22 protein-coding genes and 2 tRNA genes are annotated in these 25,083 nt (G+C 32.9%); 14 read left to right on the top strand and 10 right to left on the bottom strand.

Annotated elements, in window-relative coordinates:
• The 3 genes from BLV37_RS08700 to BLV37_RS08690 all read left to right on the top strand — a co-directional run bounded on the left by BLV37_RS08700 (window position 1) and on the right by BLV37_RS08690 (window position 2,050).
• Window positions 1-963, top strand: a complete 963-nt coding sequence (locus BLV37_RS08700) for an ABC transporter ATP-binding protein (protein ID WP_091730097.1) — start codon at window positions 1-3, stop codon at window positions 961-963.
• 203 nt (window positions 964-1,166) lie between these two features.
• Window positions 1,167-1,871: a class I SAM-dependent methyltransferase gene (locus BLV37_RS08695; RefSeq protein ID WP_091730095.1), complete on the top strand. Its 705-nt coding sequence runs from the start codon at window positions 1,167-1,169 to the stop codon at window positions 1,869-1,871.
• Window positions 1,872-1,974: 103 nt separating this feature from the next.
• A tRNA-Arg gene (locus BLV37_RS08690) sits at window positions 1,975-2,050 on the top strand.
• Between the two features lie 34 nt (window positions 2,051-2,084).
• On the opposite strand, the gene BLV37_RS08685 is transcribed toward BLV37_RS08690, so the two are convergent.
• Entirely contained in the window at window positions 2,085-3,179 is a 1,095-nt protein-coding gene (locus BLV37_RS08685; RefSeq protein ID WP_244270505.1) for a DUF3810 domain-containing protein, read from the bottom strand.
• Between the two features lie 293 nt (window positions 3,180-3,472).
• Here BLV37_RS08685 and BLV37_RS08680 point away from each other — a divergent pair, with 293 nt between their 5' ends.
• Together BLV37_RS08680 and BLV37_RS08675 are read left to right on the top strand one after the other, a co-directional pair.
• The gene (locus BLV37_RS08680) at window positions 3,473-4,318 is read left to right on the top strand and encodes a DUF2785 domain-containing protein (protein WP_091730092.1); all 846 of its coding nucleotides are present in this window, start codon (window positions 3,473-3,475) and stop codon (window positions 4,316-4,318) included.
• A gap of 242 nt (window positions 4,319-4,560) precedes the next feature.
• Complete coding sequence (locus BLV37_RS08675; RefSeq protein WP_091730090.1) at window positions 4,561-5,499, top strand: helix-turn-helix transcriptional regulator; 939 nt, start codon at window positions 4,561-4,563, stop codon at window positions 5,497-5,499.
• 50 nt (window positions 5,500-5,549) lie between these two features.
• Here the strand turns inward: BLV37_RS08675 and ltaE are convergent, their stop codons facing one another.
• Window positions 5,550-6,584: a low-specificity L-threonine aldolase gene (gene ltaE / locus BLV37_RS08670; protein ID WP_091730088.1), complete on the bottom strand. Its 1,035-nt coding sequence runs from the start codon at window positions 6,582-6,584 to the stop codon at window positions 5,550-5,552.
• A gap of 178 nt (window positions 6,585-6,762) precedes the next feature.
• Here ltaE and BLV37_RS08665 point away from each other — a divergent pair, with 178 nt between their 5' ends.
• Window positions 6,763-8,106, top strand: a complete 1,344-nt coding sequence (locus BLV37_RS08665) for an MATE family efflux transporter (protein WP_091730085.1) — start codon at window positions 6,763-6,765, stop codon at window positions 8,104-8,106.
• Window positions 8,107-8,264: 158 nt separating this feature from the next.
• On the opposite strand, the gene BLV37_RS15060 is transcribed toward BLV37_RS08665, so the two are convergent.
• On the bottom strand, window positions 8,265-8,435 hold the full coding sequence (locus tag BLV37_RS15060) for a hypothetical protein (RefSeq protein WP_176967928.1): 171 nt from the start codon (window positions 8,433-8,435) through the stop codon (window positions 8,265-8,267).
• Window positions 8,436-8,595: 160 nt separating this feature from the next.
• Between BLV37_RS15060 and BLV37_RS08660 the strand changes: the two genes are divergently transcribed.
• On the top strand, window positions 8,596-10,947 hold the full coding sequence (locus tag BLV37_RS08660; RefSeq protein WP_091730083.1) for a helicase C-terminal domain-containing protein: 2,352 nt from the start codon (window positions 8,596-8,598) through the stop codon (window positions 10,945-10,947).
• A gap of 109 nt (window positions 10,948-11,056) precedes the next feature.
• A tRNA-Leu gene (locus BLV37_RS08655) sits at window positions 11,057-11,140 on the top strand.
• A 322-nt stretch (window positions 11,141-11,462) separates the two neighbouring features.
• Here the strand turns inward: BLV37_RS08655 and BLV37_RS08650 are convergent.
• The gene (locus BLV37_RS08650; RefSeq protein ID WP_091730080.1) at window positions 11,463-11,780 is read right to left on the bottom strand and encodes a helix-turn-helix domain-containing protein; all 318 of its coding nucleotides are present in this window, start codon (window positions 11,778-11,780) and stop codon (window positions 11,463-11,465) included.
• A gap of 349 nt (window positions 11,781-12,129) precedes the next feature.
• On the opposite strand from BLV37_RS08650, the gene tig reads away from it, so the two are divergent.
• The 3 genes from tig to clpX are packed head-to-tail and all read left to right on the top strand — an operon-like array spanning window position 12,130 to window position 15,315.
• Window positions 12,130-13,416, top strand: coding sequence for a trigger factor (gene tig / locus BLV37_RS08645; RefSeq protein WP_091730076.1), 1,287 nt, complete (start codon window positions 12,130-12,132; stop codon window positions 13,414-13,416).
• A gap of 24 nt (window positions 13,417-13,440) precedes the next feature.
• Entirely contained in the window at window positions 13,441-14,025 is a 585-nt protein-coding gene (gene clpP, locus BLV37_RS08640) for an ATP-dependent Clp endopeptidase proteolytic subunit ClpP (RefSeq protein ID WP_091730073.1), read from the top strand.
• Window positions 14,026-14,040: 15 nt separating this feature from the next.
• The gene (gene clpX, locus BLV37_RS08635; protein ID WP_091730070.1) at window positions 14,041-15,315 is read left to right on the top strand and encodes an ATP-dependent Clp protease ATP-binding subunit ClpX; all 1,275 of its coding nucleotides are present in this window, start codon (window positions 14,041-14,043) and stop codon (window positions 15,313-15,315) included.
• 41 nt (window positions 15,316-15,356) lie between these two features.
• On the opposite strand, the gene BLV37_RS08630 is transcribed toward clpX, so the two are convergent.
• Both BLV37_RS08630 and BLV37_RS08625 read right to left on the bottom strand, forming a co-directional pair.
• Window positions 15,357-16,961 carry a LuxR C-terminal-related transcriptional regulator gene (locus BLV37_RS08630; RefSeq protein ID WP_091730068.1) on the bottom strand — a complete coding sequence of 535 codons (1,605 nt, stop codon included), beginning with the start codon at window positions 16,959-16,961 and terminating at the stop codon, window positions 15,357-15,359.
• Window positions 16,962-16,999: 38 nt separating this feature from the next.
• The gene (locus tag BLV37_RS08625) at window positions 17,000-18,358 is read right to left on the bottom strand and encodes an extracellular solute-binding protein (RefSeq protein ID WP_091730065.1); all 1,359 of its coding nucleotides are present in this window, start codon (window positions 18,356-18,358) and stop codon (window positions 17,000-17,002) included.
• Between the two features lie 254 nt (window positions 18,359-18,612).
• Between BLV37_RS08625 and BLV37_RS08620 the strand changes: the two genes are divergently transcribed.
• Both BLV37_RS08620 and BLV37_RS08615 read left to right on the top strand, forming a co-directional pair.
• The gene (locus BLV37_RS08620) at window positions 18,613-18,981 is read left to right on the top strand and encodes a hypothetical protein (RefSeq protein WP_091730063.1); all 369 of its coding nucleotides are present in this window, start codon (window positions 18,613-18,615) and stop codon (window positions 18,979-18,981) included.
• 56 nt (window positions 18,982-19,037) lie between these two features.
• Window positions 19,038-19,532, top strand: a complete 495-nt coding sequence (locus BLV37_RS08615) for a DUF4870 domain-containing protein (protein WP_091730159.1) — start codon at window positions 19,038-19,040, stop codon at window positions 19,530-19,532.
• 78 nt (window positions 19,533-19,610) lie between these two features.
• Here the strand turns inward: BLV37_RS08615 and speB are convergent, their stop codons facing one another.
• From speB to speD, 4 genes are read right to left on the bottom strand one after another with little or no spacing between them, the layout of a single operon-like run.
• Complete coding sequence (speB, locus tag BLV37_RS08610; protein WP_091730060.1) at window positions 19,611-20,462, bottom strand: agmatinase; 852 nt, start codon at window positions 20,460-20,462, stop codon at window positions 19,611-19,613.
• Entirely contained in the window at window positions 20,449-21,303 is an 855-nt protein-coding gene (gene speE / locus BLV37_RS08605; protein WP_091730057.1) for a polyamine aminopropyltransferase, read from the bottom strand. The genes speB and speE overlap by 14 nt, the downstream gene beginning before the upstream one ends.
• Window positions 21,304-21,316: 13 nt before the next feature.
• Complete coding sequence (locus BLV37_RS08600; RefSeq protein ID WP_091730055.1) at window positions 21,317-22,771, bottom strand: aminotransferase class I/II-fold pyridoxal phosphate-dependent enzyme; 1,455 nt, start codon at window positions 22,769-22,771, stop codon at window positions 21,317-21,319.
• An 18-nt stretch (window positions 22,772-22,789) separates the two neighbouring features.
• On the bottom strand, window positions 22,790-23,608 hold the full coding sequence (speD, locus tag BLV37_RS08595; RefSeq protein WP_091730053.1) for an adenosylmethionine decarboxylase: 819 nt from the start codon (window positions 23,606-23,608) through the stop codon (window positions 22,790-22,792).
• 531 nt (window positions 23,609-24,139) lie between these two features.
• On the opposite strand from speD, the gene rbsK reads away from it, so the two are divergent.
• A complete protein-coding gene (gene rbsK / locus BLV37_RS08590; protein ID WP_091730051.1) occupies window positions 24,140-25,036 on the top strand; it encodes a ribokinase in 897 nt (298 codons plus the stop codon).
• The last annotated feature ends 47 nt before the right edge of the window (window positions 25,037-25,083 follow it).

Below are 25,083 nucleotides of genomic sequence, written 5' to 3'. Positions count from 1 at the left end.
ATGGAAAAGATTTTAGAAGTTAAAAACCTGAAGAAATATTTTAAAACTCCCAAGGGAATGCTTCACGCAGTAGATGGAGTAGACTTATGGATTAATAGGGGACAAACCTTAGGTATTGTTGGCGAGTCTGGTTGTGGAAAATCAACTATGGGAAGAGTTGTTTTAAAGCTTTTACCTGCAACAGATGGAAACATTTTATTTGAAGGAAAAGATATAGGCGAAGTTAAAGGACAGAGACTAAGAGAGTTAAGAAAAAAAATGCAGATTATATTCCAGGACCCTTTTTCATCTCTAAATCCTAGAATGAGTGTAAGTGAAATAATTGGTGAACCACTTATCATTCATAAGGCGATAAAAGGTAGAGTAGAACTAGAAAAGAAAGTTGCTGAGCTAATGGGAATAGTAGGTTTAGCAGATAGACTAATAAACACCTATCCACATGAGCTAGATGGAGGAAGAAGGCAAAGAATTGGGATAGCTAGAGCACTAGCTCTTAATCCTAGCTTTATAGTATGTGATGAACCTGTATCTGCTTTAGATGTATCCATACAAGCACAAATATTAAACTTGATGCAGGACCTACAAAAAGAATTAGGACTTACATATATGTTTATTACTCATGATTTATCTGTTGTAAAGCACATATCAGATGATATAGGGGTTATGTATGTAGGCAAAATGGTAGAAAAGGCACCATCAAAGAAGCTATTTCAAATGCCATACCATCCATATACAAAGGCATTATTATCTGCAATACCAGTGCCTAGCTTAAAGCATAAAAGAAAGGTTGTTTTGCTAAAGGGAGAGATAGCTTCTCCTATTAGCCCAAAACCAGGATGCAGATTTGCCGCAAGATGTCCTTACGCTGGGGATAAGTGTCATGTTGAAGAGCCTCAATTAGAGCAAATTGCACCTGAACATTTAGTTGCATGCCATTATGTTAGAGCCATAAATGGAATATAGATAACAAATATGAATATTACGGGAATCTAAACTGGATTTTGCTAGTTTATACAAGGGATAAGCTATATTAAGGACAAAGTTTCTTAGCATGAGACGAAAAAATTTTAATAGCTTACGGGAAGAAATGCTTTGAGACTTTGTCATATTTTGATAAAATATGATATAGTATTATATTATATTTAAAATACAAGGAGTGACAACAAATGAAAAAACTAAGGAGTAAGCTAAAAGACGTAGAAGGTGGAAAGGTACTAGATGTAGCAACTAGGGATGGAGCATTTATTATGAAGCTTAAAGACGGGCTTAAAAGCTATACTGAAATAATAGGTATAGATAATGATGAAGAGATAATTGAGAAAAACAATAAAACAAATACTTATCCTAACATAAAATACTTGGTGATGGATGCAGAAAACATGGATTTTGAAGATAATACCTTCGATATGGTGTGCATGTCAAATACCCTTCATCATTTACCTAATAAGAATAAAATGCTTTCTGAAATGAAAAGAGTATTAAAACCAGGCGGTATATTTATTATAAGTGAACTATTTAGTGAAGAACAATCACCTGCTCAGATGACACATGTAATGCTACATGAACTAGGGGGACTTATAGATACATTGTTAGGAGAACATCATAGTAAGACACTTAAAAAGCAGGAAACAATTGATTTAATTAAAAATATGGGAATACAAATAGATGAGATTTTTGAAGATTATGAAACTGACGAGGGGATACATAAGAGATTAATTGAAAGAGTTCATAAGCTACCACAAAAAGTAGCTAAGATTAAGGATTATCCTGAATTTGATAAATTTATGAAAATGGCTGAAGATGTAAAGAAAAACTTTGACAACTTTGGCATAGAAAGAAGCACACAGCTAGTTATTATGGGTAGATTATAGGAAAGTAAAGTATATTGTAAATAGGATTGTAATATGTTATTATTTTAAAGGCAGATACTTGCCTTTAAAATAATAACATAGGAACTATTAAAAATATTATTATACACCCGTAGCTCAACGGATAGAGCACCTGACTTCGGATCAGGGTGTTGGGGGTTCGAGTCCTCTCGGGTGTGCCATAAAGACCTTGTGATTATAAATTACAGGGTTTTATTACTTCTTATGCTCCTCCCTATATTCTGCTATAAGTAAATCAACCATTCTCCCATAGCTTTTTATACCATCCTTCTGATTATTAGATTTCAGGTAAGTATTGTTTACTTTATTAGAGGCTTTTTCTATAGGACCTTCAAATCTTTTCCAATACTCATTCATAGCTATTAAGTCCTTTTTAAGCTCTGGGCTGTACCTGTTATTCAGCTCATAGTATGCTTCTATATCGCTGCTGTATAATGCGTTCATAGAATGAATAAGGGCAAGTAAGTATCCTGAATATTGAAAATCTACATCTGGGTGTAGCTTACAAGCTAGATAAGCTATATAATTTGCTTCATCTTCACGAGCAAATCCCCTTTGATGTGCCATTTCATGTGTAGCAGTAGAAGGAATAGATACATATGGAATATGGACATTAACATTTGCTTCTGCAGTAAAGGGAAAATATATTCCTGTTATGCCAGTGTAGGACATACCCTTAGAAAAAAGCACAGCCTTGGGAGTCCCGTATTTACCATCCAGCACTGGATATAGCTGGCCTACTTTATCATAACCCTTATAAGCTCTTTTTAAAGTCTGAGAATATGTATCTTTATTTAAGTTCTGGCTATTTAGGTCTAGTTCCTTTCTTAAGCTGTTTGTTTCCTCTATTAAATTTATACAAAGGGACTTAAGCTCATTTATAGATGCAGGCTTAGTATCTAGTCCGATTATTTTGGAGAGTGGTAATCTATAATAATTTAATCCCCATAGGATGATAAATGCAAAATAAACAACGCTTATAGCAATGATTACATTTTTGAAATGTCTGTAGAAATTCTGTAGACTAATATGGCGTGTAATTATTTTAATCAGTATCTTAATTGCATAGATAAGAATAAATAAAAAAGTAAAAATCACTATAAATTCTCCTAGAGAAAAGGGAACGATTCCCGTTACATTGCTTAAAAATATACCTATGTATCGGTATATTCCATTTGAGTATAGCTTCTCAACCAGGTGTGGATTTTTGAGAGACAAAGATACTAAAATAGCTCCCATAGGTGCTAATACTACGAGCCAAAGACTGTTAATACCTTTCTTTTTTTTCAACAGAATCACCCTTTTTCTGGACTAAAATTCTAATTATAATTATAATACAATTATAGCAGATAGAGATAAAGTTACATAAATATTTTGTAAATGCTAAGATTATATCTGTATTTACCTTGGAGAGAAGTTTTTCTTTGAAAAGCCAGACTTAAATAAGCTAAGGGATTAATAAATGAAACTGTTTTGTAAAATATTAAATAAAAGAAATATTAAAACCTGACAGGTATATGTCAGGTTTTTTATGTTATATTTAACTTAAATTGGATGTGCGTAAAAATTAGGAGGACTAATTAATGAAGAGTGAAAAAGATTTAAAGGAACTGTTGTTATATATTAGAGATAGTGCTTGGTCAATTCCAGAAGAAATAAATAAGTATGAATTATCATATGAAATGATGTGGAAAATTGGAAGCGTAGACTCAGAGTTAAGGGATGGTCTTATTTTAGAGCTTCTTTTTAGAATGATAGTAAATAATGAATTAACGGATAAGGAAGTAAAAGGGCTTCTAGAATTATCCTTAAGTGAAGGACATTTATTCTATAATATAGGAGAAAAAAAAGATGATTCCATATTTAATAGAACCTTTACTATGCTAATCATAGGAGGGATTATATATAGACACAATAAAGGCGAAGAGAAGATATTCACTGAGGAAGAAATAAAAAGAGTACATAGAGAAATATTGAAATATGCAAGAGAGGAAAAAGATTTAAGAGGATATGTAGAAAATAAAGGCTGGGCACACTCAGTAGCGCATACAGCAGATGCATTAAAGGAAATTGCATTGTGTGAAGAACTAAATAACCATGAGCTAATGGAAATATTAGAAGCAGTAAAAGAGAAGATATGTATACATGAATATGCATACATAAATCTAGAGGATGAGAGGCTAGTAAGTGTAGTTATAAATATAATCCAGAGAAGAGTGCTTCATAATGATGAAATTATAAACTGGATAAAGGATTTTAAAAATATTAATAAGACAGGACTGCCTGAAAGAGATCAGTATTTAGTGGGTAATCAAAGGAACTTTCTATCTGCATTATATTTTAGGCTGAAAAGAAGAAATGAATCAAAGGAATTTTTTGATGCAATAGAAGAAGTGCTAAATGAGACGACTTCTAAAGCATTTAAGTAATTAATCAGTTTTTCCCCAAGCTTTCTGAAAGCCACAAGTCTATATGAGCAAATCATAGCTCTATTCCTCAGAGCTGTTGTTTTCAGAAACTTATAACTTTACTCCCTCTTTTATCATTCGGAGAGGGAGTCTTTTATTTTTGTGGGATATGAAGGGAGGAAACGATTTATGGAGAATATTAACAAAAAGGTGGTTTGTTCATTGGTATTAGGGTTAAAGTGTAGATTTTAGGGGGATAAATTGTGAAAAAGCTTGAGCGATTAGTAGGCATTATATACGCACTTAAACAGAATAAAAGGCTGACAGCGAAGGAAATAGGGGATATTTTTGAGGTAAGCGAGAGGACTATTTATAGGGACATAGAGGCATTATGTCAGATGAATGTTCCTATTATTGCACTTCAAGGCTTTAGTGGCGGATATGAAATTAACGAAAGCTACTTTGTTCCTACAATAGCTTTTTTAGAAAATGAAGTATTGTACTTGCTCATTTGCTTAAAGCTAGGTGAGATAATAAAAGTACCAAATATGAAGGAGGATTATGAGTCTCTTAAATATAAGCTTTTAAATATTCTTGATGAGGATAAAAAGGAAAGATATCTGGATTTGTTATCTAGAATTATTCTAGGAATAAATAAAATATATCCAGAAAACTATAAGCCAGATGTAACTAAAAAGATAATTGAAAGCTTTTTTGAATATAGAGATTTAACAATAGAGTATTATAATCCTAAAAAAGATGAATGCATAGAAAGAATGATTACTCCCTATACCTTAAGCTTTTATAGTGGAGGATGGTACATAGAAGCATATTGCCACTTAAGGAAATCAAAGAGATTATTTAGAATTGATAGAATAAAAAGCATAGGGATTTCTGAGAAGGTGCATCCTAAATCCTTTATAGACGAATACTTAAAAAATGTTGATAGGAAAAAAGATACTAAAGAAGTTAACTTAGAAATGGATAGATTTTTATATGAAACTGTGAAGAATGATCGTATGTTCATCCATGCAGAAAAAAAGCTTAAGGAAGATAAAGTAAGATTAAAATTTTATACAGATGATATGGATGAAGTTATTAATTTAGCATTTCAAAATTATCAAGAAATAAGGATTATTGAACCTAAGTCCTGCATTCATATTTTAAAGACCATGTGTAAAGAAATATTAGATAAGTATTGAAACAAAGCCTACACTACTCAATGGAGTAATGGAGGCTTTTAATATTTGGATTATTGTAAAATTTCTTTGAACACAGATATAGTGTGCTCTATATCATCCTTTGATATATATTTATGAGTAACAAACCTAATTCTGCTACTATTTATATCTGATGCAAGTATTCCCTTTTCTTTTAATTTGTCAACTAAGCTATAGCTACTGTATTTGGGGGAACTTATATCTACCATTACAATATTTGATTGAACAGTATCCATACTTATGTGGATGCCTTCTATATATTTAAGACCTTTTGCTAGAAGCTTTGCGTTTCCATGGTCTTCGGAAAGCCTTTGAATCATATCAGTAAGAGCGATAATCCCTGCTGCGGCTAGAATACCAGCCTGTCTCATTCCTCCACCAAGCATTTTTCTATATCTCCTAGCCTTGTCTATAAAATCCTTACTTCCTGCAAGTATTGAACCTACTGGAGCACATAATCCCTTAGATAAACAAAACATTATACTATCACAATATTTTGTAATATCTCTTACATCACAGCCTAATGCTGTACTAGCATTAAATACCCTAGCCCCATCTAAATGAATAGGTAAGCTATATTTTCTTCCTAATTCATAAATTTCCTCCATAGCCTCTAGGGGGACTACAATACCTCCAGCCATGTTATGAGTATTTTCTATGCATATAAGTCCTGTTTGAGGATGATGGATATCTTTATCCGTAACAATTGCTTTTTCTACGTCACCTGCACTCATTATTCCATTATCTCCCTTTACAATTCGAGGCTGTACACCTGATAAAAAAGCAATCCCTCCAGCTTCATAATTATAAATATGTGATCTTTCCTCTAGGATTATTTCATCTCCTCTTTGCGTATGGCAAAGTACTGCAAGCTGATTCCCCATAGTTCCACTGGGAACGAATAAGGCTGCTTCTTTACCCACTAATTTGGCTCCCATTTCTTCTAGCTTGTTAATTGTAGGATCTTCCCCATATACATCATCACCTAATTCTGCATTTAACATTGCCTGTCTCATTTCTACTGTAGGCTGGGTTAAGGTGTCGCTTCTAAAATCAATTACTCTCATAAAATCATCTCCTAGGTTAAGGTTTGAAGATATTATATACCAACTGTAGTTATGAGTAAAGACATCAGCTTTTATTCTAAGATGAAAAGTAAATTATTAGTATTGTTTTTACACAAAATAATAATGTATAATGTTATCTAGTATTTACATGTAGAATAGAAGGCTTGGTGAAAGGATTATGGAAAGACTAGAGAATAGAGATATTAGAAATCATATTTTTAAATTAGCTATACCAGCAATAATGGAGATGACACTTCATACCCTTGTATGGACAGCAGATATGGCAATGGTAGGTAGACTAAATCCTGCTTCAATATCAGCGGTTAATCTGGGTGCGCAGATAATGTTTACCATAAGCAATATTTTTGGAGCACTTGGAATAGGCGCTACAGCTATGGTATCTAGGCAAATAGGGGCAAAAAACAGAGAGGAAGCTGAGGATATTGCAGCACAAGCAATAGGGATAGGCTTTATTATTAGTTTTATTATTGGCACACTAGGAATTTTATCTGCAAAGGGTGTGTTCAACTTAATATTAGATGACCCTAAGGTAATATCTTTAGGAAGCAGTTATTTAAGAATTGTTTTTATAGGGGCCTTCTTTTTAATACCCCTACAGATAGGTAATTCTATTTTGAGAGGTTCAGGAAATACAGTGGTTCCGCTCATATCTGCAGCCGTTGCCAATGCATTTAATATAGTGGGGGATTATGTACTAATATTTGGGAAGTTTGGATTTCCAGAGCTAGGAGTTAAAGGGGCTGCCATAGCAACTGGAGGAGCACAGATATTAGGTGCAATTATAACCTTTACATTCTTGATAAGAGGCAAATCTGGAGTTAAGCTCCATATTAGCAAAGTATTTAAATTAAATAAAGCTAGATTCAAGAGCATAATTGATTTAAGTGTACCTGCTACCCTTGAAACATTCATGAACGAAGGAAGTAGATTATTATCATCATTTTGGACAGCTCAATTAGGCACAGTTGCCTTTGCCGCACATTCATTAGCTAATGCAGCCGAATCTATATCCTTCATGCCAGGCTATGGATTTGCAGTGGCTACCACTACAATGGTAGGTCAAAGCTTAGGTGCTAAAAATATAAAAAGAGCAGAAATCAGTGTTAAAAAATCAGTAATTTATTCTTCATTATTGATGGGTACAGTTGCCTCTGTCTTTTTAATTTTACCTTATGGAATTATGAGGCTTTTTAGTAATGATTTAGAAACAGTAGCCTTAGCCTCAAAGTGCTTACGAGTAGCTGCAGTAGAGCAGATACCTATTGCAATAGCTATGTCTGTTTCGGGAGCTCTTAAAGGTGCTGGAGATACTAAGGGTCCTTTTAAAATATCCTTAGTTACAAATCTTGCAGTAAGACTTCCTCTAATCTTTACTATAGTTTATATACTGAAATGGAATATAGTATTTGTTTGGTGGGCTACTTCCATACAATTTATTGTAGAGGCTATTTTGATGATAATAAGATATAAAAAAGGACGATGGAAGTCTATAAGGATATAAAAAATATTTAAGTAGAAATTTTCTGTTCTTTATAAAAAAGAGCTAGATGCAGCAGCCTAAGACCAAGTTTCAAAGTACTCACTCTCCAAGCCTTGATGCCTTTAGATTTACTCTATACTTTAAGACTTGGTCTATAGCCTTAATGCAATCTTTTTTCATTATTCTAGCTTAGTATTATTATTGTCATTTATAGGGTGGACTTTATTATTAAGAACTTGATTATTTTCTAAAACATTTTCCATATCCTTAAAGCCAACTATGTCAGGAATAATTCTTTTCCTAATCACATTTTTTTCACGAAAGCCATCAATTTTATTATTGAATTTCATATTCTCACCTCTTTTCTCATTAGTTTTCACTTTGTTTTAGTTTGTTCTAATCCCGAAATATTATGCTTTTAAAGAATAAGCCTAATAATCCTTGCAAAGTATCCATTTTTTCAATACTATAATAATTATAGAAATTAGATATGATAGTGGGTTGATTATTATGGCTATAAAGCAAGAAATAAAAATATCTGTTCGAAATTTAGTTGAATTTATACTAAGATCTGGAGATATAGATTCAGGCTTTGTTCGTAGTAGCAACAGGGCTGTGGAAGGCACTAGAATACACAAAAAAATACAAGGCTCTAGTGATGAAAGCTATGAGCCAGAGGTTACTTTAAAATATGAAATAGAATACAATAACTATGTTTTGGCAGTTGAAGGTAGGGCAGATGGAATCATCAAAGAAGGTGATGTAATAACCATAGACGAAATAAAAAGCACTACAGCACCTATTGAAATAATAGATGAAGACTTTAACCCGCTTCATTGGGCACAGGCAAAATGCTATGCTTTTATTTACGCAGATGAGAATAGCCTTTCCAATATAAATGTTCAGCTAACATATTATAATATAGATACAGATGAGATTAAGTATATAGTCAAAGAATATACCTTTGAAGAGTTAAGGGAGTTTTTCTTACGTTTAATTCAAAAGTATTCCATATGGTTAGAGCTTCAATATCAATGGGATATTGAAAGAGATGAATCTATAAAAAACTTAAACTTCCCCTATGAAAGCTATAGAAAAGGACAGAGAAAATTAGCTGTAGCAGTATACAGGACTATTGTAAATGAGAAAAAGCTTTATGCCCAAGCTCCTACAGGAATAGGAAAAACCATATCTACAGTATTTCCAGCAGTTAAGGCAATGGGGGAAGGGCATATTTCAAAAATATTCTATTTGACAGCCAAAACTATTACACGTACCGTTGCTCAGGATGCGTTTGCTTTAATGAGGCAAAATAAACTTAGACTAAAGACAGTCACTATTACAGCTAAGGAAAAAATATGCTTTAAAGAAAAAACAAACTGTAGCCCTGATGTGTGTGAATATGCTAAGGGACATTTTGACAGGGTAAATGCTGCAATACAAGATATATTGAAAAATGAAGATGATTTTAATAGAGAAACAATAGAAAAGTATGCAAAGACACATTGGGTATGCCCCTTTGAATATTCTTTAGACCTGACTATCTGGGCAGATGCTGTAATTTGTGACTATAATTATGTTTTCGACCCTAGGGTACAGCTTAAAAGATTTTTTGCTGAAAAGGGAGGAGATTATGCTTTTTTAATTGATGAAGCTCATAATCTAGTAGATAGGTCAAGAGAAATGTTTTCAGCAGAGCTTTATAAAAAGCCTTTTTTAGATTTTAAAAAAGGGGTGAAAAATACTTATCCTAAGCTATCTAAGGCTCTTAATAAGGTTAATCAATATATGCTAAGCTTAAAAAAACTATGTGAAAATGAAGAGTACTATATTAAAGAGGAATTAGATAATGATATATATTACCTCCTAAGAAAATTTATTAGTGAATGTGAGGAATATTTAATAAAAGAGCAAGGCACCGAAATAAATGAGGACTTTTTAAAATTATACTTTGATGCTATTTCCTTCACAAGAATATATGAGATATATGATGAAAGGTATATTACCTATGTAGAAAAAGTCAATGATGACGTGAAAATAAAGCTATTTTGCCTTGACCCATCTAAATTATTAAGGGATACATTAGTGAAAGGAAAGTCTGCTGTATTTTTTTCAGCAACCTTATTACCTATGGAATATCATCATAACATACTAGGTGGTGACGAAGACGACTATAGGATATATTTAGATTCTCCTTTTCCAGATAGGAACAAATGCGTACTAATAGGAGACAATATTTCCACTAGATATAAAGAAAGAGATAAGAGCTACACTCATATAGCTCAATATATTAATTCAGTATTAATGGCTAAGTCAGGAAACTATTTAATATTTTTTCCATCATACAAATACATGAATTCAGTATATGATGTTTTTACCCACAAGTATCCAGAGCTGCAAGCATATATCCAATCACCTAATATGTCTGAAGATGAAAGAGAGGATTTTTTAAGCTTATTTAGAATAAATCCTCAGGGGAATACTATAGGCTTTTGTGTCTTAGGTGGAGTTTTTTCTGAGGGGATAGATCTGAAGGAAGATAGATTAATAGGAGTTATAGTTGTTGGAGTAGGATTACCTCAGATTTGCCTAGAAAGAAATATAATTAAAGATTATTTTCAGAATAAAAACAATTTAGGCTTCGAATATTCTTATATGTATCCAGGAATGAACAAGGTACTTCAAGCTGCAGGCAGATTAATCCGTACTGATGATGATAAGGGAATTATACTTCTTATTGATGAAAGATTTTCTTATAAGACTTATCAAGGTCTCTTACCCAAGGAATGGTTTCCAAATATAAGAACAACAAACAATAATATAGTCAAATATCTAGACGAATTTTGGGATAGACATGGCTAGAAGCATATAAATGCTGCTGTTTATTTCCAAAAAAAATTTTTTAAAATAGTGTTGACATTAATTCTATACGTGGTATAATAGATTTTGTCGGTAAGATAATTTAAAATATGCGGGAGTGGCGGAACTGGCAGACGCGCTAGACTTAGGATCTAGTGTCATTGACGTGGGGGTTCAAGTCCTCTCTCCCGCACCAAAAACAAAGAGCCTTGATTAGAGTAAAATCTTAATCAAGGCTTTTATAATGCCATGAAATATATATAAAAGTTTTTTTAAAAAAAATTCTCAATTCATCCTATTAGATTTTGCTCGTAAAAAAGGATTGGGAATAATAAACTGTGAAGCTGTAATATACTAATAATAACTAACTTGACATAATTAACAGGGGAGATAGCCTATGAACTATAGTATCCATGGACGTCGCTTAGGAGGTGTCAATTTAGGGTTCGTGGATAAGATTAAAGCAGTTATGATAAATTCAAAATATGAAACAGTAAAGGGACAATCATCTATGTAATTCATCTGCGGGAATATGTGGGAACTTTCTTTGTATTCATGTAAATTCTCTTTTTGCCTAGTATTAACGCTGCCTGCTTTAAAATATCATTCTCCATTTCAAGCTGTTTTACCTTTTTCCTTAATTCAATTAACTCTATTTCTTCTTCAGTCCTATTGTCATTAACATCAAATGAACCTGAATTATTATATCTTTCAATCCATGTTTTAACTGTAGATTTAGCTATTCCATATTCCCTATTAATGTCTGCTAAAGTCTTCCCGTTATTATACAAGGCTACTATTTGCTTTTTGAATGGTTCTTCATAATGTTTTGCCATTTAAATTCCTCCCTAGTGATATATTAATATTATACCATTGTTCGGAATTTATTTGTCCTATTTAGTATAGCCTATCTAATATATTTTTTAAAAAAATGTATGCTACAATTGGACATAAAAAATATTTATGATATAATATAATGGTTAATTATGTGAATAGAATTTTCTACTTATTTCAGCGTTAAGATAAGATTTATAGACTTTTAGTATACTGTAGTATATTAATGTATATATTCACAAACTATCAGTGTAAAAGATTTTGAATTGGGTCTGATACTAATCTATTCTCTATAAAAGAAATAGTTGTGGATCTAAAGAATAATACAAAGTTTTAAGGAGGAATAAACAAATGAGTTCAACAATTGTAAAAAAAGAAAACAATATTGTAACTTTACAAATCCAAGTAGATGCAGAAACTTTTGAAAAGGGTATTCAACAGGCATATACAAAAAACAGACACAGATTTAATGTTCCTGGATTTAGAAAGGGAAAGACTCCTAGAAAAATAATTGAAATGAATTATGGAGAAGGAGTTTTTTATGAAGATGCAATAAACATTGTGTTTCCAGAAGCATATGATAAAGCTATAGAAGAACATAAGCTGAATCCAGTAGACAGACCTACAATTGACATTGAAGAAATTGAAAAAGGAAAGCCAGTAGTGTTTACTGCTGATGTTACAGTAAAACCTGAAGTAAAACTAGGGGAATACAAAAGTATAGAAGTTGAAAAGGTAGAGTATAATGTTACAGAAGAAGATTTAGAAAAAGAAATAAAGGGAATGCAAGAAAGAAATGCAAGAATAGTTGATGCTGGACATAGACCAGTTAAACAAGGCGATATGTTAACTATAGACTATTCAGGATTTGCTGATGGAGAGCAATTTGAAGGTGGTACAGCTCAAAACCAACCTCTAGAAATTGGTTCAGGTAGATTCATACCTGGCTTTGAAGAACAACTGATAGGAAAAAATAAAGACGAAGAAGTAGAAGTAAATGTTAAATTCCCTGAAGAATACCATGCAGAAGATTTAGCCGGAAAAGATGCAATATTTAAAGTTGTAATTCATGAAATTAAAGAAAAGGAATTACCAGAGCTTGATGACGAATTTGCAAAAGATGTAAGTGAATTTGATACATTAGAAGAGCTAAGGAATGATACAATGAACAAGCTCCAAAAGCAAGCAGAAGCAAAAATGAAAGCAGAGCAAGAAAACAAAGTAATTGAAAAAGTAGTAGAAGGCTGTGAAATAGACATACCGGAAGTTATGATAGAAAAACAAATTGATGATGATATCAATGATTTTGCTTATAGATTAAGATACCAAGGATTAGAATTTGAAAAATATCTAGAATTAACAGGCATGGAAATTGAAGAAATAAGAGAGCAATTTAGACCAAATGCTGAGATATTAGTAAGAACTGATTTAGTATTAGAAGCAATTTCAGAAAAAGAAGGAATAGATGCTTCAGAAGAAGAATTAAATGAAGAGCTAGAAAGTATTGCTAAGCAGTACAACCAAGATGTAGACAAATTCAAGTCTAGCATAAAAGATGAGGATTTAGAGTATATTAAAATGGGTATAATTAAGAGAAAGACAGTTGAACTTTTAGTAAAAGAAGCTAAATTGTCTTAATTATGTAAAACAGGAGGAGATTACATGGCTTTAGTACCAATGGTTGTTGAACAAACAAATAGAGGTGAAAGGTCATATGATATTTATTCTAGGCTACTTAAGGAAAGAATCATATTTATAAGTGATGAAATAAATGATGTTACTGCTAGCTTAGTAGTAGCACAGCTTTTATTCCTAGAAGCCGAAGATCCAGATAAAGACATTCAACTTTATATAAATAGTCCTGGTGGCTCTATTACTTCAGGCTTTGCAATATATGATACTATGCAATACATCAAGCCAGACGTATCAACTATATGTATTGGTATGGCAGCAAGTATGGGTGCTTTTTTACTTACAGCAGGAGCTAAGGGTAAAAGATTTGCGCTTCCAAATGCTGAAATAATGATACATCAGCCTTTAGGAGGAGCAAGAGGGCAGGCAGAGGATATTAAGATTCAAGCAGAAAGAATACTTAAAGCAAGAGATCAGATAAATAAGATATTAAGTGATAGAACTGGTCAGCCTTTGGAAAAAATTGCAAAGGACACTGATAGAGATAATTTTATGACTGCAGAAGAAGCCAAGGAATATGGTATAATAGATGAAGTGATAGTATTTAGGAAATAGTTAGGAGAGGTGACCATGGCTAAGTACGAAGAAAAGCAGCTTAAATGCTCATTTTGTGGCAAATCTCAAGAGCAGGTAAGAAGACTTGTTGCAGGCCCTAATGTATATATATGTGATGAGTGTATTGAGTTGTGCCAGGAAATAATTGATGAAGAGTTCGAAGACAATTTCGAGCTTGACATGAAAGAACTTCCTAAACCTGCAGATATTAAAAAGGTTTTGGATGAATATGTAGTTAAGCAAGATAGAGCTAAGAGAGCTTTAGCAGTTGCAGTATATAATCACTACAAAAGAATTAATAGAAAAACTTTAACAGATGATATAGAATTGCAGAAAAGTAATATTGTCATGATAGGGCCTACTGGTTCTGGAAAGACACTATTAGCTCAAACCTTAGCTAGAATACTGAATGTTCCTTTTGCCATAGCAGATGCTACATCTCTTACTGAGGCTGGTTATGTAGGTGAGGATGTTGAGAATATACTGTTAAAGCTAATCCAAGCAGCAGATTATGATATAGAGAGAGCAGAAAAAGGAATAGTATATATAGATGAGATAGATAAAATAGCTAGAAAATCAGAAAATCCTTCTATTACCAGGGATGTAAGTGGTGAAGGCGTTCAGCAAGCTCTACTTAAAATATTAGAAGGAACAGTAGCTAGCGTTCCTCCACAAGGAGGAAGAAAGCATCCGCATCAAGAGTTTATTCAAATAGATACTACAAACATTTTGTTTATAGTAGGCGGAGCTTTTGATGGCTTAGAAAAAATCATTCAAAGAAGAATAGGTAAGAAATCTATGGGCTTTGGTGCTCAAATACAAAGTAAAGAAATAACAGATGTTGGAGAGGTTCTAAAACACCTACAGTCTGAGGATTTACTTAAATTTGGTTTGATACCAGAGTTTGTAGGTAGACTTCCAGTACTAGTTACACTAAGTCAATTAGACAAGGAAGCCTTAATAGAGATACTTACAACACCTAAGAATGCTCTTGTTAAGCAATACAAGGAGCTATTTAACATGGATGGAGTAGAGCTAGAAATAGATAATGAAGCCTTAGAAGTAGTTGCTGAAAAAGCAATAGAAAGAAAATCAGGTGCAAGAGGCTTAAGAGGAATCCTTGAAGAAATAATGCTAGACATAATGTATGAAATACCTTCTAGAGAAGATATTGAAAAATGTGTCATAACAAAGGATACAATAATAAACAAAAAAGAGCCTACTCTTGTTCTTTCAGATAAAAGAAAGAAAAAGAAGGGGAAAAAAACTAATAAAGAAGAAACAGCATAAAAAATGCGGCGAAAAAACATCGCCGCATTTTTTAATCCCTTTCAATAGGTGTTCTCATTTAGCTCATTCATCATCTGTATATAGACAAGAAGCTCTTTTCGAGAAGACACATTTAGCTTCATATATATCCTCTTATTATGAGTTTTGATTGTATTAATAGATAGGCAAAGAATTTTTGCTATTTCTTGAGCTGTATGCTCCTTTAAATACAAATCAAAGACGGCTTTTTCAGCAAATGAAAGAGTTTTTATATTTTCTACAAAATTTTCAAACATGGTTGTATTATGAGCAGCAGAATCCACATTAATTTTTTCTGCCTTATCATCTTGTTTTTCTAAATATTCAATTAGGTCATCAATTTCGGGGATTTTTGTTTTCTTATGCTCTGATAGCTTTTTCATTTTTATTGTGTCAAATGCTTCAATAACGGGATAAAGGTACTTATGACTAATAAGAACAGAAAGAATAATACATATGGCGGTAAGCAAAACAAGCAATAAAATGATAGTTTTATTTTGTTCGGATATGTATTCATTCATATCTGCTTCGGGAACTAAAAGTACAACACTCCATTCTTTTTCTTCATAGGGTGAGCCCGTTGAATAAAGCTGTATCTTTTTATCAAGACCAAAATAAGAGTTGTTGTTGGCACAAATATATTGATTTAATTCATTTTCTTTAGAAACAACCTTCATATTAGTAGTTGGAATAGCATTGCTAACTGAATAGTTTCCAGCAAACATTCCTTTCTCCATATACAAATAAGTATGGTCAGAGGGAGAAAGCATACAAAAGATAGGGTTTTGAATGGAGCTATGAGGAGAATATATTAATTTAAAGAGCATTGTTCTAATCTCATAGCCTGCAACGCCCATTACTGTTCCATCTGATGCTATAAGAGGCACACTACATAGCATGGCACTGTCGCTATTGTCAAACCTTGTTTTAGGACACCAATAATATAATCGAGATAAGGAAAGATTTGATTTCTCAGCTGTATACATAGGAACCGTAAAAAAATCTGCATCCTTCACGTCAAACTCCATTTTCCATTGTGGAAGAAAGGTCATCCCATTACTTCGTCCAATAGCCGCAGGACCACGCATATAACGAATATCATAATAAACAGAATTAACGGCAGTTGCTTCTAAATTTTTTAAAAACAAGCCTGCTCTTGAATCTTCAGATCCTTCAATATTAGGATTTATAGTTGCGTCAAGTATTAAAAATACACCGCTACTTTTTGTGGTTTTCAATCCTTGAAGTAGATTATCATATTCTTTTGAGAGAATAGTATTAAGGAGATGAGGATTTTGGGATAGTTTATCAGGGCTAATCCCATTTTCTAACAAGGTGTTTTCTATACTCATAGATAGCTGTTCCGCAAGAGAGATGCTGCTAAGAGATATATTACTAAAATCAACATATATTTTATTATATATGTGAGATAATTCCTTTTCAAATAAAGCAGTATTTTCCTTCATAGATGCATCAAAAACACCTGTAGAAACTAAAATTAAGGATATGCCTAACATGATAGTGATTAGAAAAATTAGAAAAAAGAAGATAAGACGCAATTCAAGGGATATACCGTTTTTATTAGTCTCAATTAATTCTTTTTTTAGAGTGCTAAACCTGCTTTTCATGCTTACATCTCCTATTGAGTTATATGTTTATTAATAAATTACTTAGTTATAGCTTGGGTATATGCTTCATTAGGCTCCTTGATGCTGAGTAACTGAATATACCTGTTGCGAATAGAGCGTGCTGTAGATTTGAACTCTTTTTCGTATTCATCTCCAAGGGCATCGAAGGCTTGAAAGGTAGGTGGAATATAAAAATTATAGTCCTTGTGCATGGAAATTGCTACGTTCAGTAGCTTTTTTATGTTGTCATTATGGATTGAATCAACTTCGTTTTTCATTATTGTGCTATAAGCAGAGTTTGTAACGGGCAAGTAACCTGTTTCAGAGATGAATTTCATATTTTGCTCTGCCTCAGTAAACCATTTAAGGAATAGGACTGCTGCATTTTCTCTTTGCTTATTAGAGCTAATAACCGACATACCTCCACCTCGTTGGATTGCTATTTGCTTTCCTCCTTTAAATACAGGATAAGGCAGAACAGTATATTGGACTTTTTCTATTGTGTTATCATCATAAGTAATTGTATCTCCATAAAATAATATGCCAGCAGTAGATCCTGCGGAACAAACAATATCCCCAGTTTTAGACAGGTCAGAGGAATACCCATCATAAATAGCATAGCCTCCTTTTACTGCAGGTTTCAATATGGTTTCATATATGTGATTGTAGGTATCACCTGATGTGTTCAACTGTTCATTTTCTACAAAAGAGCTACCAAGCTGCTTCATTCCTACTTGAGCCAGATTGAATAGAGAATCTACAGCATAAAAGCTTTTACCGTCATTTGGCACATGAGGAGTCTGAGCATCAGTCCAGTCATAGTAAATCATAGCTACTTCGCTAATTCCTTCAAAAGTAGAAAGTTTATCTAAGGTTATGCCAGTAGCATTAGAAAAGCGGTTAAAAAGCGTTTGATTGACGAACAAAACTTCTGTTGATTTAGCAATTGGGAACACATATAGCTTGTCATTGATTTTACCTTCTTCTACAAAAGATGTTACATAATTAGAAAGCTCATGATCTGAAAAATATTCATTTAAATCTACAAGCAAATTTTTTTCTGCAAGAACAACAGCTACTTTAGGATAGCATGTAGTAATGTCAGGAAGCTTAGGGGCACCTGGCTCATCACTTGCCGCCATAAATAGTTTTTCTTGTAATGCTGAAGAGCTATTAATAGAAGTTACATTTACGATAATACCTCTGTCCTTTCCAATACTAGCATTAAAAACATCTATCAGCTCATCCATTGTAGCCTGCATCATGCCACCATAATTATGCCATAAAGTTAAAGTAATATAATTTTCAGGAGCGATTCTAACCTTGTTACTACACCCAAAAAGTATAGTGCAGGATAAAATAATTAAGGTTAAGAGAAAAATCACAGTTCTTCTCATAAAGCACCACCAATCAAATAAAAATTATAAAAACACTCTAAAATCACCCTAAGGGTGATTACATATATTTGTGAAAATTATATAATGATATCAGGACAAAACATGAAAGCATGGTAAAACAAGGAAGTACATCTATAATTATTATATGACAGAAATTATACTATGTCTATGCTCGAGTATTTAAAATAACCGAGGCTCTAGGTTTATAAGTAAAATAATTTTAGACTTAATCTAAAGCAAAAGGGGGAGGTGTGATGAATAAAGCTTTTACACAAAGGTATGTAACTCAACGCATAAAAGATGGATTCAGTTTCACTTTCTACTGTGATCTTTGCCAAAGAAGCTATGAAACGGAAGAGATTAAAACAGAATCCTTTACAGAAGCTCTACAAAAAGCACAAAGTGTGGCATATTTATATTTTAATAAATGCCATAAATGTGGGAAGTGGATATGTGATGAGCATTACGATGAAAGTGTCATGGAATGTGTTGAATGCTCAGCACTAAAGACTCGTAAACAAATTAAGAAAAATCTTAAAAATACTCGAAAATGTAAAAAATGTGGAACATATATAGAAGAGGAAAATTGCTTTTGTACATTATGTGGCAGGGCAATTCAATAGTAAATAAGGCAATAAGTCCAAAAATAATAATATTTAATTTAAAGGAGGATATTATAATGGCTTTCTGTGGAAAATGTGGAACAAAATTAAGCGAGGAAGTAAAGTTTTGTCCAGGATGCGGAGCAAGCACCTATTTAGAAGACACGCAGCCTATGGAAGAAAACATACAAAGTTCTAGGGCGAATATGGCTACAAATACTGCAGCATATGAAGCTAGTGATATAGAACAAAATAAGCTTATGGCCATATTAGCATATATAGGTATTTTAGTATTAATCCCACTTTTTGCAGCCAAAGAATCTAAATTTGCGAGATACCATACAAATCAAGGCTTGATTCTAGCCATATGTGGGATTGTCTATAGCGTTGCTTATACAATTGTAACACAAATGTTACTTGCTATTTCATGGCGTTTAGGGTTGTTTATAAGCCCAATCCTCGGACTTATAGGTTTAGTTTTCTTTGTTCTAGCTGTAATGGGAATTATAAATGCTTCACAGGGAAAAGAAAAGGAGCTTCCAATTATAGGAAAATTCACGATTTTAAAATAAGGATGAAGGACTAGGGTTTAAATAAGACCTTTTTATGGGAATAGGGGATGATTTCATCCCCTATTTTAGATGGTAAAATTATAATACTAAAAGCAATTCCCTCAATGTTTTAATAGCTACAGCAGTGGAAGCACCGCTAGGGTCATAATGAGGAGATAGCTCATTAATATCTGCACCTACAATATTTAATTCTGACATCTTCAAGATACAGTTTAATAATGTAGTGAAATCTATTCCACCAGGCTCAGGAGTTCCAGTGCCTGGAAAAACAGAAGGGTCCAATACATCAAGATCAATAGTTACATAAACAGGCTTGCCTTTCGTTTTCTCTATAATATAATCTATATCATTACAATTATATTTATTTTGATACAAATGCTCCTTAGCCCATTCAAATTCTGTTTTATCCCCTGAGCGAATGCCCATCTGAAATATTTTACCGTCTCCTACAAGGTCCCAAACTCTCCTCATTACAGTTGCATGAGATAGCTCTTTGTCAAAAAACTCATGACGTAAATCTGTGTGAGCATCAAAATGAATAATATGCAAATCAGGATATTTTTCAACTATAGGTCTAATAGTACCTAAAGTAACTAAATGCTCCCCTCCAATCATAATAGGAATTTTATTATCTTTTATTACATCCCTAGTAAAATCGGAGATTATATCTAAAATCTGCTCAGGGCCTCCATAAGGAAGAACTAAATCCCCATGATCAAATACAGATATTTGGGTTAAATCCTTGTCTTGATAAGGACTATAGGTTTCAAAGCCAAGGCTACTTTCCATTCTCATGGCTTTAGCTGCAAATCTTGTTCCTGGTCTATAGGAGGTAGTGCCATCGTAAGGAGCACCAAAAAGAACAATATCTGCTTCTTCGTATTCCTTGTCACAACCGATAAAGTTTTGTATGTTTTTATTTGTTTTCATACTCTATCATTTCCTTTACATAATTTGGCAATGCAAATGAGCCTTTGTGAAGTTCTGTATTATAATACTTGGTTTCAATTCCTAGAGAGTTCCATTTTTCTGCATCTAGGTCAAGTATAGGGTCAACCTTTTTAGATGCAAAACCAAAAAGCCAATGTCCAGAAGGATATGTTGGAATATGAGCTTGATATACTCTACAATTAGGGAAATATTCCTTTATTCTCTTGTGAGCTCTTTTCATTGCGTTAGCATAGCTTTGGTAATATGGACTTTCATGTTGATTTACTAAAATGCCTTCTTCGCTAAGTGCTTTAAAGCAATTACCATAAAACTCTTTTGTAAAAAGACCTTCACCAGGACCAAAAGGGTCAGTAGAATCTACAATTATAAGGTCGTATTCATTTTGCCTTGAACGAACAAATTTAAGGCCATCTTCAAAATAAAGAGAAACTCTTGGGTCATCAAGCTTTAGAGCAGTTTGCGGCAAAAATTCTCTACATACGTCTACGACCATTTTATCTATTTCAACCATATGGATTTCCTCAATAGAGCTGTAACGAGTTAATTCTCTAACTGTTCCCCCGTCGCCACCACCAATTACAAGTACTTTTTTAGTGTCTGGCTTTGCTGCCATAGGAACATGAACAATCATATCATGATAGATAAATTCATCCTTTTCAGTTACCATCATAAGTCCATCAAGAGTAAAAAATCTACCGAATTCTTCTGAGTCAAAAACATCTATTTTCTGATAGGGACTATTAGCACTATAGAGCTGTTTTTTGATTTTAATTGAAAACCTTACATTTTCAGTATGTTCCTCAGTATACCATAATTCCATAAACTACACCTTCCTATGCATCTAAAATATTTATATGTTCTATATTCATATCCTCTACTCCAGTAAGCAAACATCCCTTTTCCTTTGAATATAAAATATAATCAATGGACTCCTTGGTTATCATTTCTCCTGGAGCTAAGATCGGTATTCCTGGCGGATAGCACATTATAGATTCTCCGCTAATCTGACCTATGCTATTTTTCAACTCCACTTTTTTCTTTTTTGAGTAAAATGCTGTCTTAGGTGAAACCTTTACAACTGGAGAAATATATTCATGATCAATCATATTAGCCTTATTTTTAGCATGAGTACGTTTAATTTCTGCAAGGGCCGAAACAAGTCTTTCGATTGCAAAATAAGTATCACCTACAGAAATAATTGCTAGAAAATTAGCTAAATCTCCAAACTCTAACTGTATAGAATAATCATCACGGAGCATATCGTATACCTCTATGCCAGCAAGACCTATATCTAGGGTATGGACACTAAGCTTGGTCCTATCGAAATCATAAATACTATCACCATTTATGATTTCCCTTGAAAAAGCATAATATCCACCTATTGAGTTGATTTCATTTCTTGCATATTCTGAAAGCTCTAATATCCTTGAAAAAATTTCCCTGCCGTTTAGTGCCAAGTTTTTTCGAGCAATATCTAGGGAAGAAAGTAAAAGATAAGAGCCGCTAGTGGTTTGTGTTAAATTAATTATAGTCCTTACATAATCAGGATTTACTCTTTCTGTGTTTGCTAACAAAAGGGAGCTTTGAGTAAGTGACCCCCCAGTTTTATGGACGCTAACTGCAGACATATCTGCACCTAAATGCATGGCCGCAGGAGGGAGATTTTCTCCAAAATAAAAATGTGTTCCATGGGCTTCATCTACAAGGACTAGCATATTGTTCTTGTGTGCAAGGTCTATAATGCTTTTTAAGTCTGAGCAAATACCATAGTATGTGGGATTGTTTACGAAAACAGCCTTAGCATCAGGATTTTCATTGATTGCTTTCTCCACATCCTTTAAAGACATACCTAGAGGTATTCCAAGATTTTTGCTTATTCCAGGGCTAACATATACAGGAATAGAACCACTTAAAATAATGGCACTTATTGCACTTCTGTGAACATTTCTAGGCATAATTATTTTATCTCCTTCTTTACAAACGCTCATAATCATCCCTTGTACAGAAGAAGATGTACCACCTACCATGAAAAAAGCTCTGTCACAATTAAAAGCATCTGCTGCTAATTCTTCTGCTTCTTTAATTACAGAGGTAGGGTGGTTTAAATTATCAAGTGGTTTCATTGAATTAACATCTACAGAAAGACATTTATCTCCTAGAAAATCTCTAAGCATAGTATTGCCTTTTCCCTGCTTATGACCTGGAACGTCAAAGGATACTATTCTAGTATTTCTATACTGGATTAATGCATCATGGATAGGTGCTGATTCATGCATAAGCTTAGTCATTTTATCATCCCCTCCATATTACCTGTAAACATTCATTCCATAAAAAATCTCAATCATTTCACGAGAGATTTTATCTCTAATATCACGACGTTCATCTGGAGATAATTCATAGGGGTCTTTGTTAAATAAATAGTTGTTTAGATTTATTTCGTTCAGCATCATTTTAGTATGAAAAATATTTGATTGATAAACATTAACATCAATTGCATCATATCTTCGTAAGGTTTTTGCATCTATATAATTTTGAATTGAAGTAATATCGTGATCCATATAGTATTTATTACCTTCAACATCTCTTGTAAATCCTCTTACACGATAGTCAATAGTTATTATATCTGAATCAAAGCTTGATATAAGATAATCCAAAGCGTTAAGTGGCGAAATTCTACCACAAGTGGATACGTCAATATCAACTCTAAAAGTTGTTATATCGTTATCAGGGTGAAATTCAGGATAGGTATGCACTGTTACATGACTTTTGTCTAAGTGCCCTACAACACTATCTTTTAAAGAAGCATAAGTCAATTTACCTTTATTACAGGTTGGATCAATTACATGAACTGGAATAGCTTCTTCAGTTATTAAAATAGTAACACTTGCTCCCTGAGGATCATAATCCTGTTTCGAAATATTTAACACATGTGCTCCAATTATTTCAGTCACATCGCACAAAATTTTTGTTAAACGCTCAGAATTATACTGCTCATCAATATATGCAATATAATCCTGTTTCTCTCTTTCGGTTTTTGCATAGCAGACATCATAAATGTTGAAACTAAGTGTCTTTGTAAGGTTATTAAAACCGTAAAGTGTTATTTTTTCTTTCAACCCTAACATCAGCAACCTTTCTTTTTTAATTTGTTTATATTGCTTAATAAATACAGACCTAAAAACAGAATTCAAATTCTGTCTTTAGATAGATTGTATTTATTGAAATTCTAGATAATTATATATACAAATACAAAAATATGTCAAGTGATTTTTCTAGGTAAATATGAGCAATTGTAGGAGTTCGGCTATGATTGTCTAAGCATCTCATTATGAAAAAAATGTCAAATGTTTTAAAGTGGTTAAAGCTACTTAAATCTTATTTTTCTTCATTAAACTATTATTATTCTAATCAAACTAATAAGAATAATAATCTAGATTAAAGGATTATTGAAAAGAAGGAAAAGAGCTTAATATATAGAAATGCTATTAAATAATAAGTTATATATTACATAGGTAAAGTCCTATTGCAATAGCAATTTTTATAGTAAAATGTATTAAGTAGGAAACCATAATGGCAATAGAAATTACATATATACATGTGGATAATTTAGTTAAGCTATGTTTAATATAATTTAAATAGAAAGGAGCACTAAACAAATGGAGATAATACCAAATATATTAGTTGTAGGTAGCATGAATATGGATTTAGTAACTAGGGCAGAGAGAATGCCAGCTATAGGTGAAACCATATCTGGAACTGGCTTTAATACCATACCTGGAGGTAAAGGTGCTAATCAAGCAGTTGCCAGTGCTAGAATGGGAGCAAACGTAGCATTTATAGGATGTGTAGGAGATGATGTATACGGTAACACTCTTGTAGAAACTTTATCAAAAGAAAATATAAATGTAGAAAGGATAGAGAAAATTAAAGACACACCTACAGGTATAGCCACTATCATAGTAGATGAAAAAGGCAACAATTCTATTGTAGTAGTTCCGGGAGCCAATGCTTTAGTATCTACTGAAAGGCTTCATAAAAGTAAAGAATTAATTAATTGGTGTAATACCATTGTTTTACAGCTTGAGATTCCCCTAGACACTGTAATAGAATCTATAATTGAAGGGAAAAAAAAGGATAAGACTATAATATTTAATCCTGCGCCAGTACAGGAGCTTGATGAAAAGATATATAAATATGTAGATTATTTAATTGTAAATGAAATTGAAGCAAAGCAAATATCAAAAGTCCAAGAGAATAATCATAGAGAGCTAGTAGAAAGCTTATTGAGCATGGGATTTAAAAATGTTTTGATGACTGTAGGAGAACAGGGAGTATGGTTTAATAAAGAGAACAGCATTCAACATATTCCTGCTATTAAGGTAAAGGCAGTAGATACTACGGCAGCAGGAGACTCATTTGTAGGAGCCTTTGCCACATTCCTAGCTAAGGGACTAGATAAGGAATCTGCAATTAAACTAGCTGTAAAAGCAGCAAGCATAACTGTTACTAGAATAGGAGCTCAAAGCTCCCTGCCATATTTAAGAGAAATATAGATTAGATATTTTACTATGGGATTAAAATAAAAGAACTAAAAACATGT

Origin of the sequence: Proteiniborus ethanoligenes (genome assembly GCF_900107485.1) — a bacterium.
Lineage (GTDB): Bacteria > Bacillota > Clostridia > Tissierellales > Proteiniboraceae > Proteiniborus > Proteiniborus ethanoligenes.
This window is presented reverse-complemented; position numbering and strand designations above follow the sequence as displayed.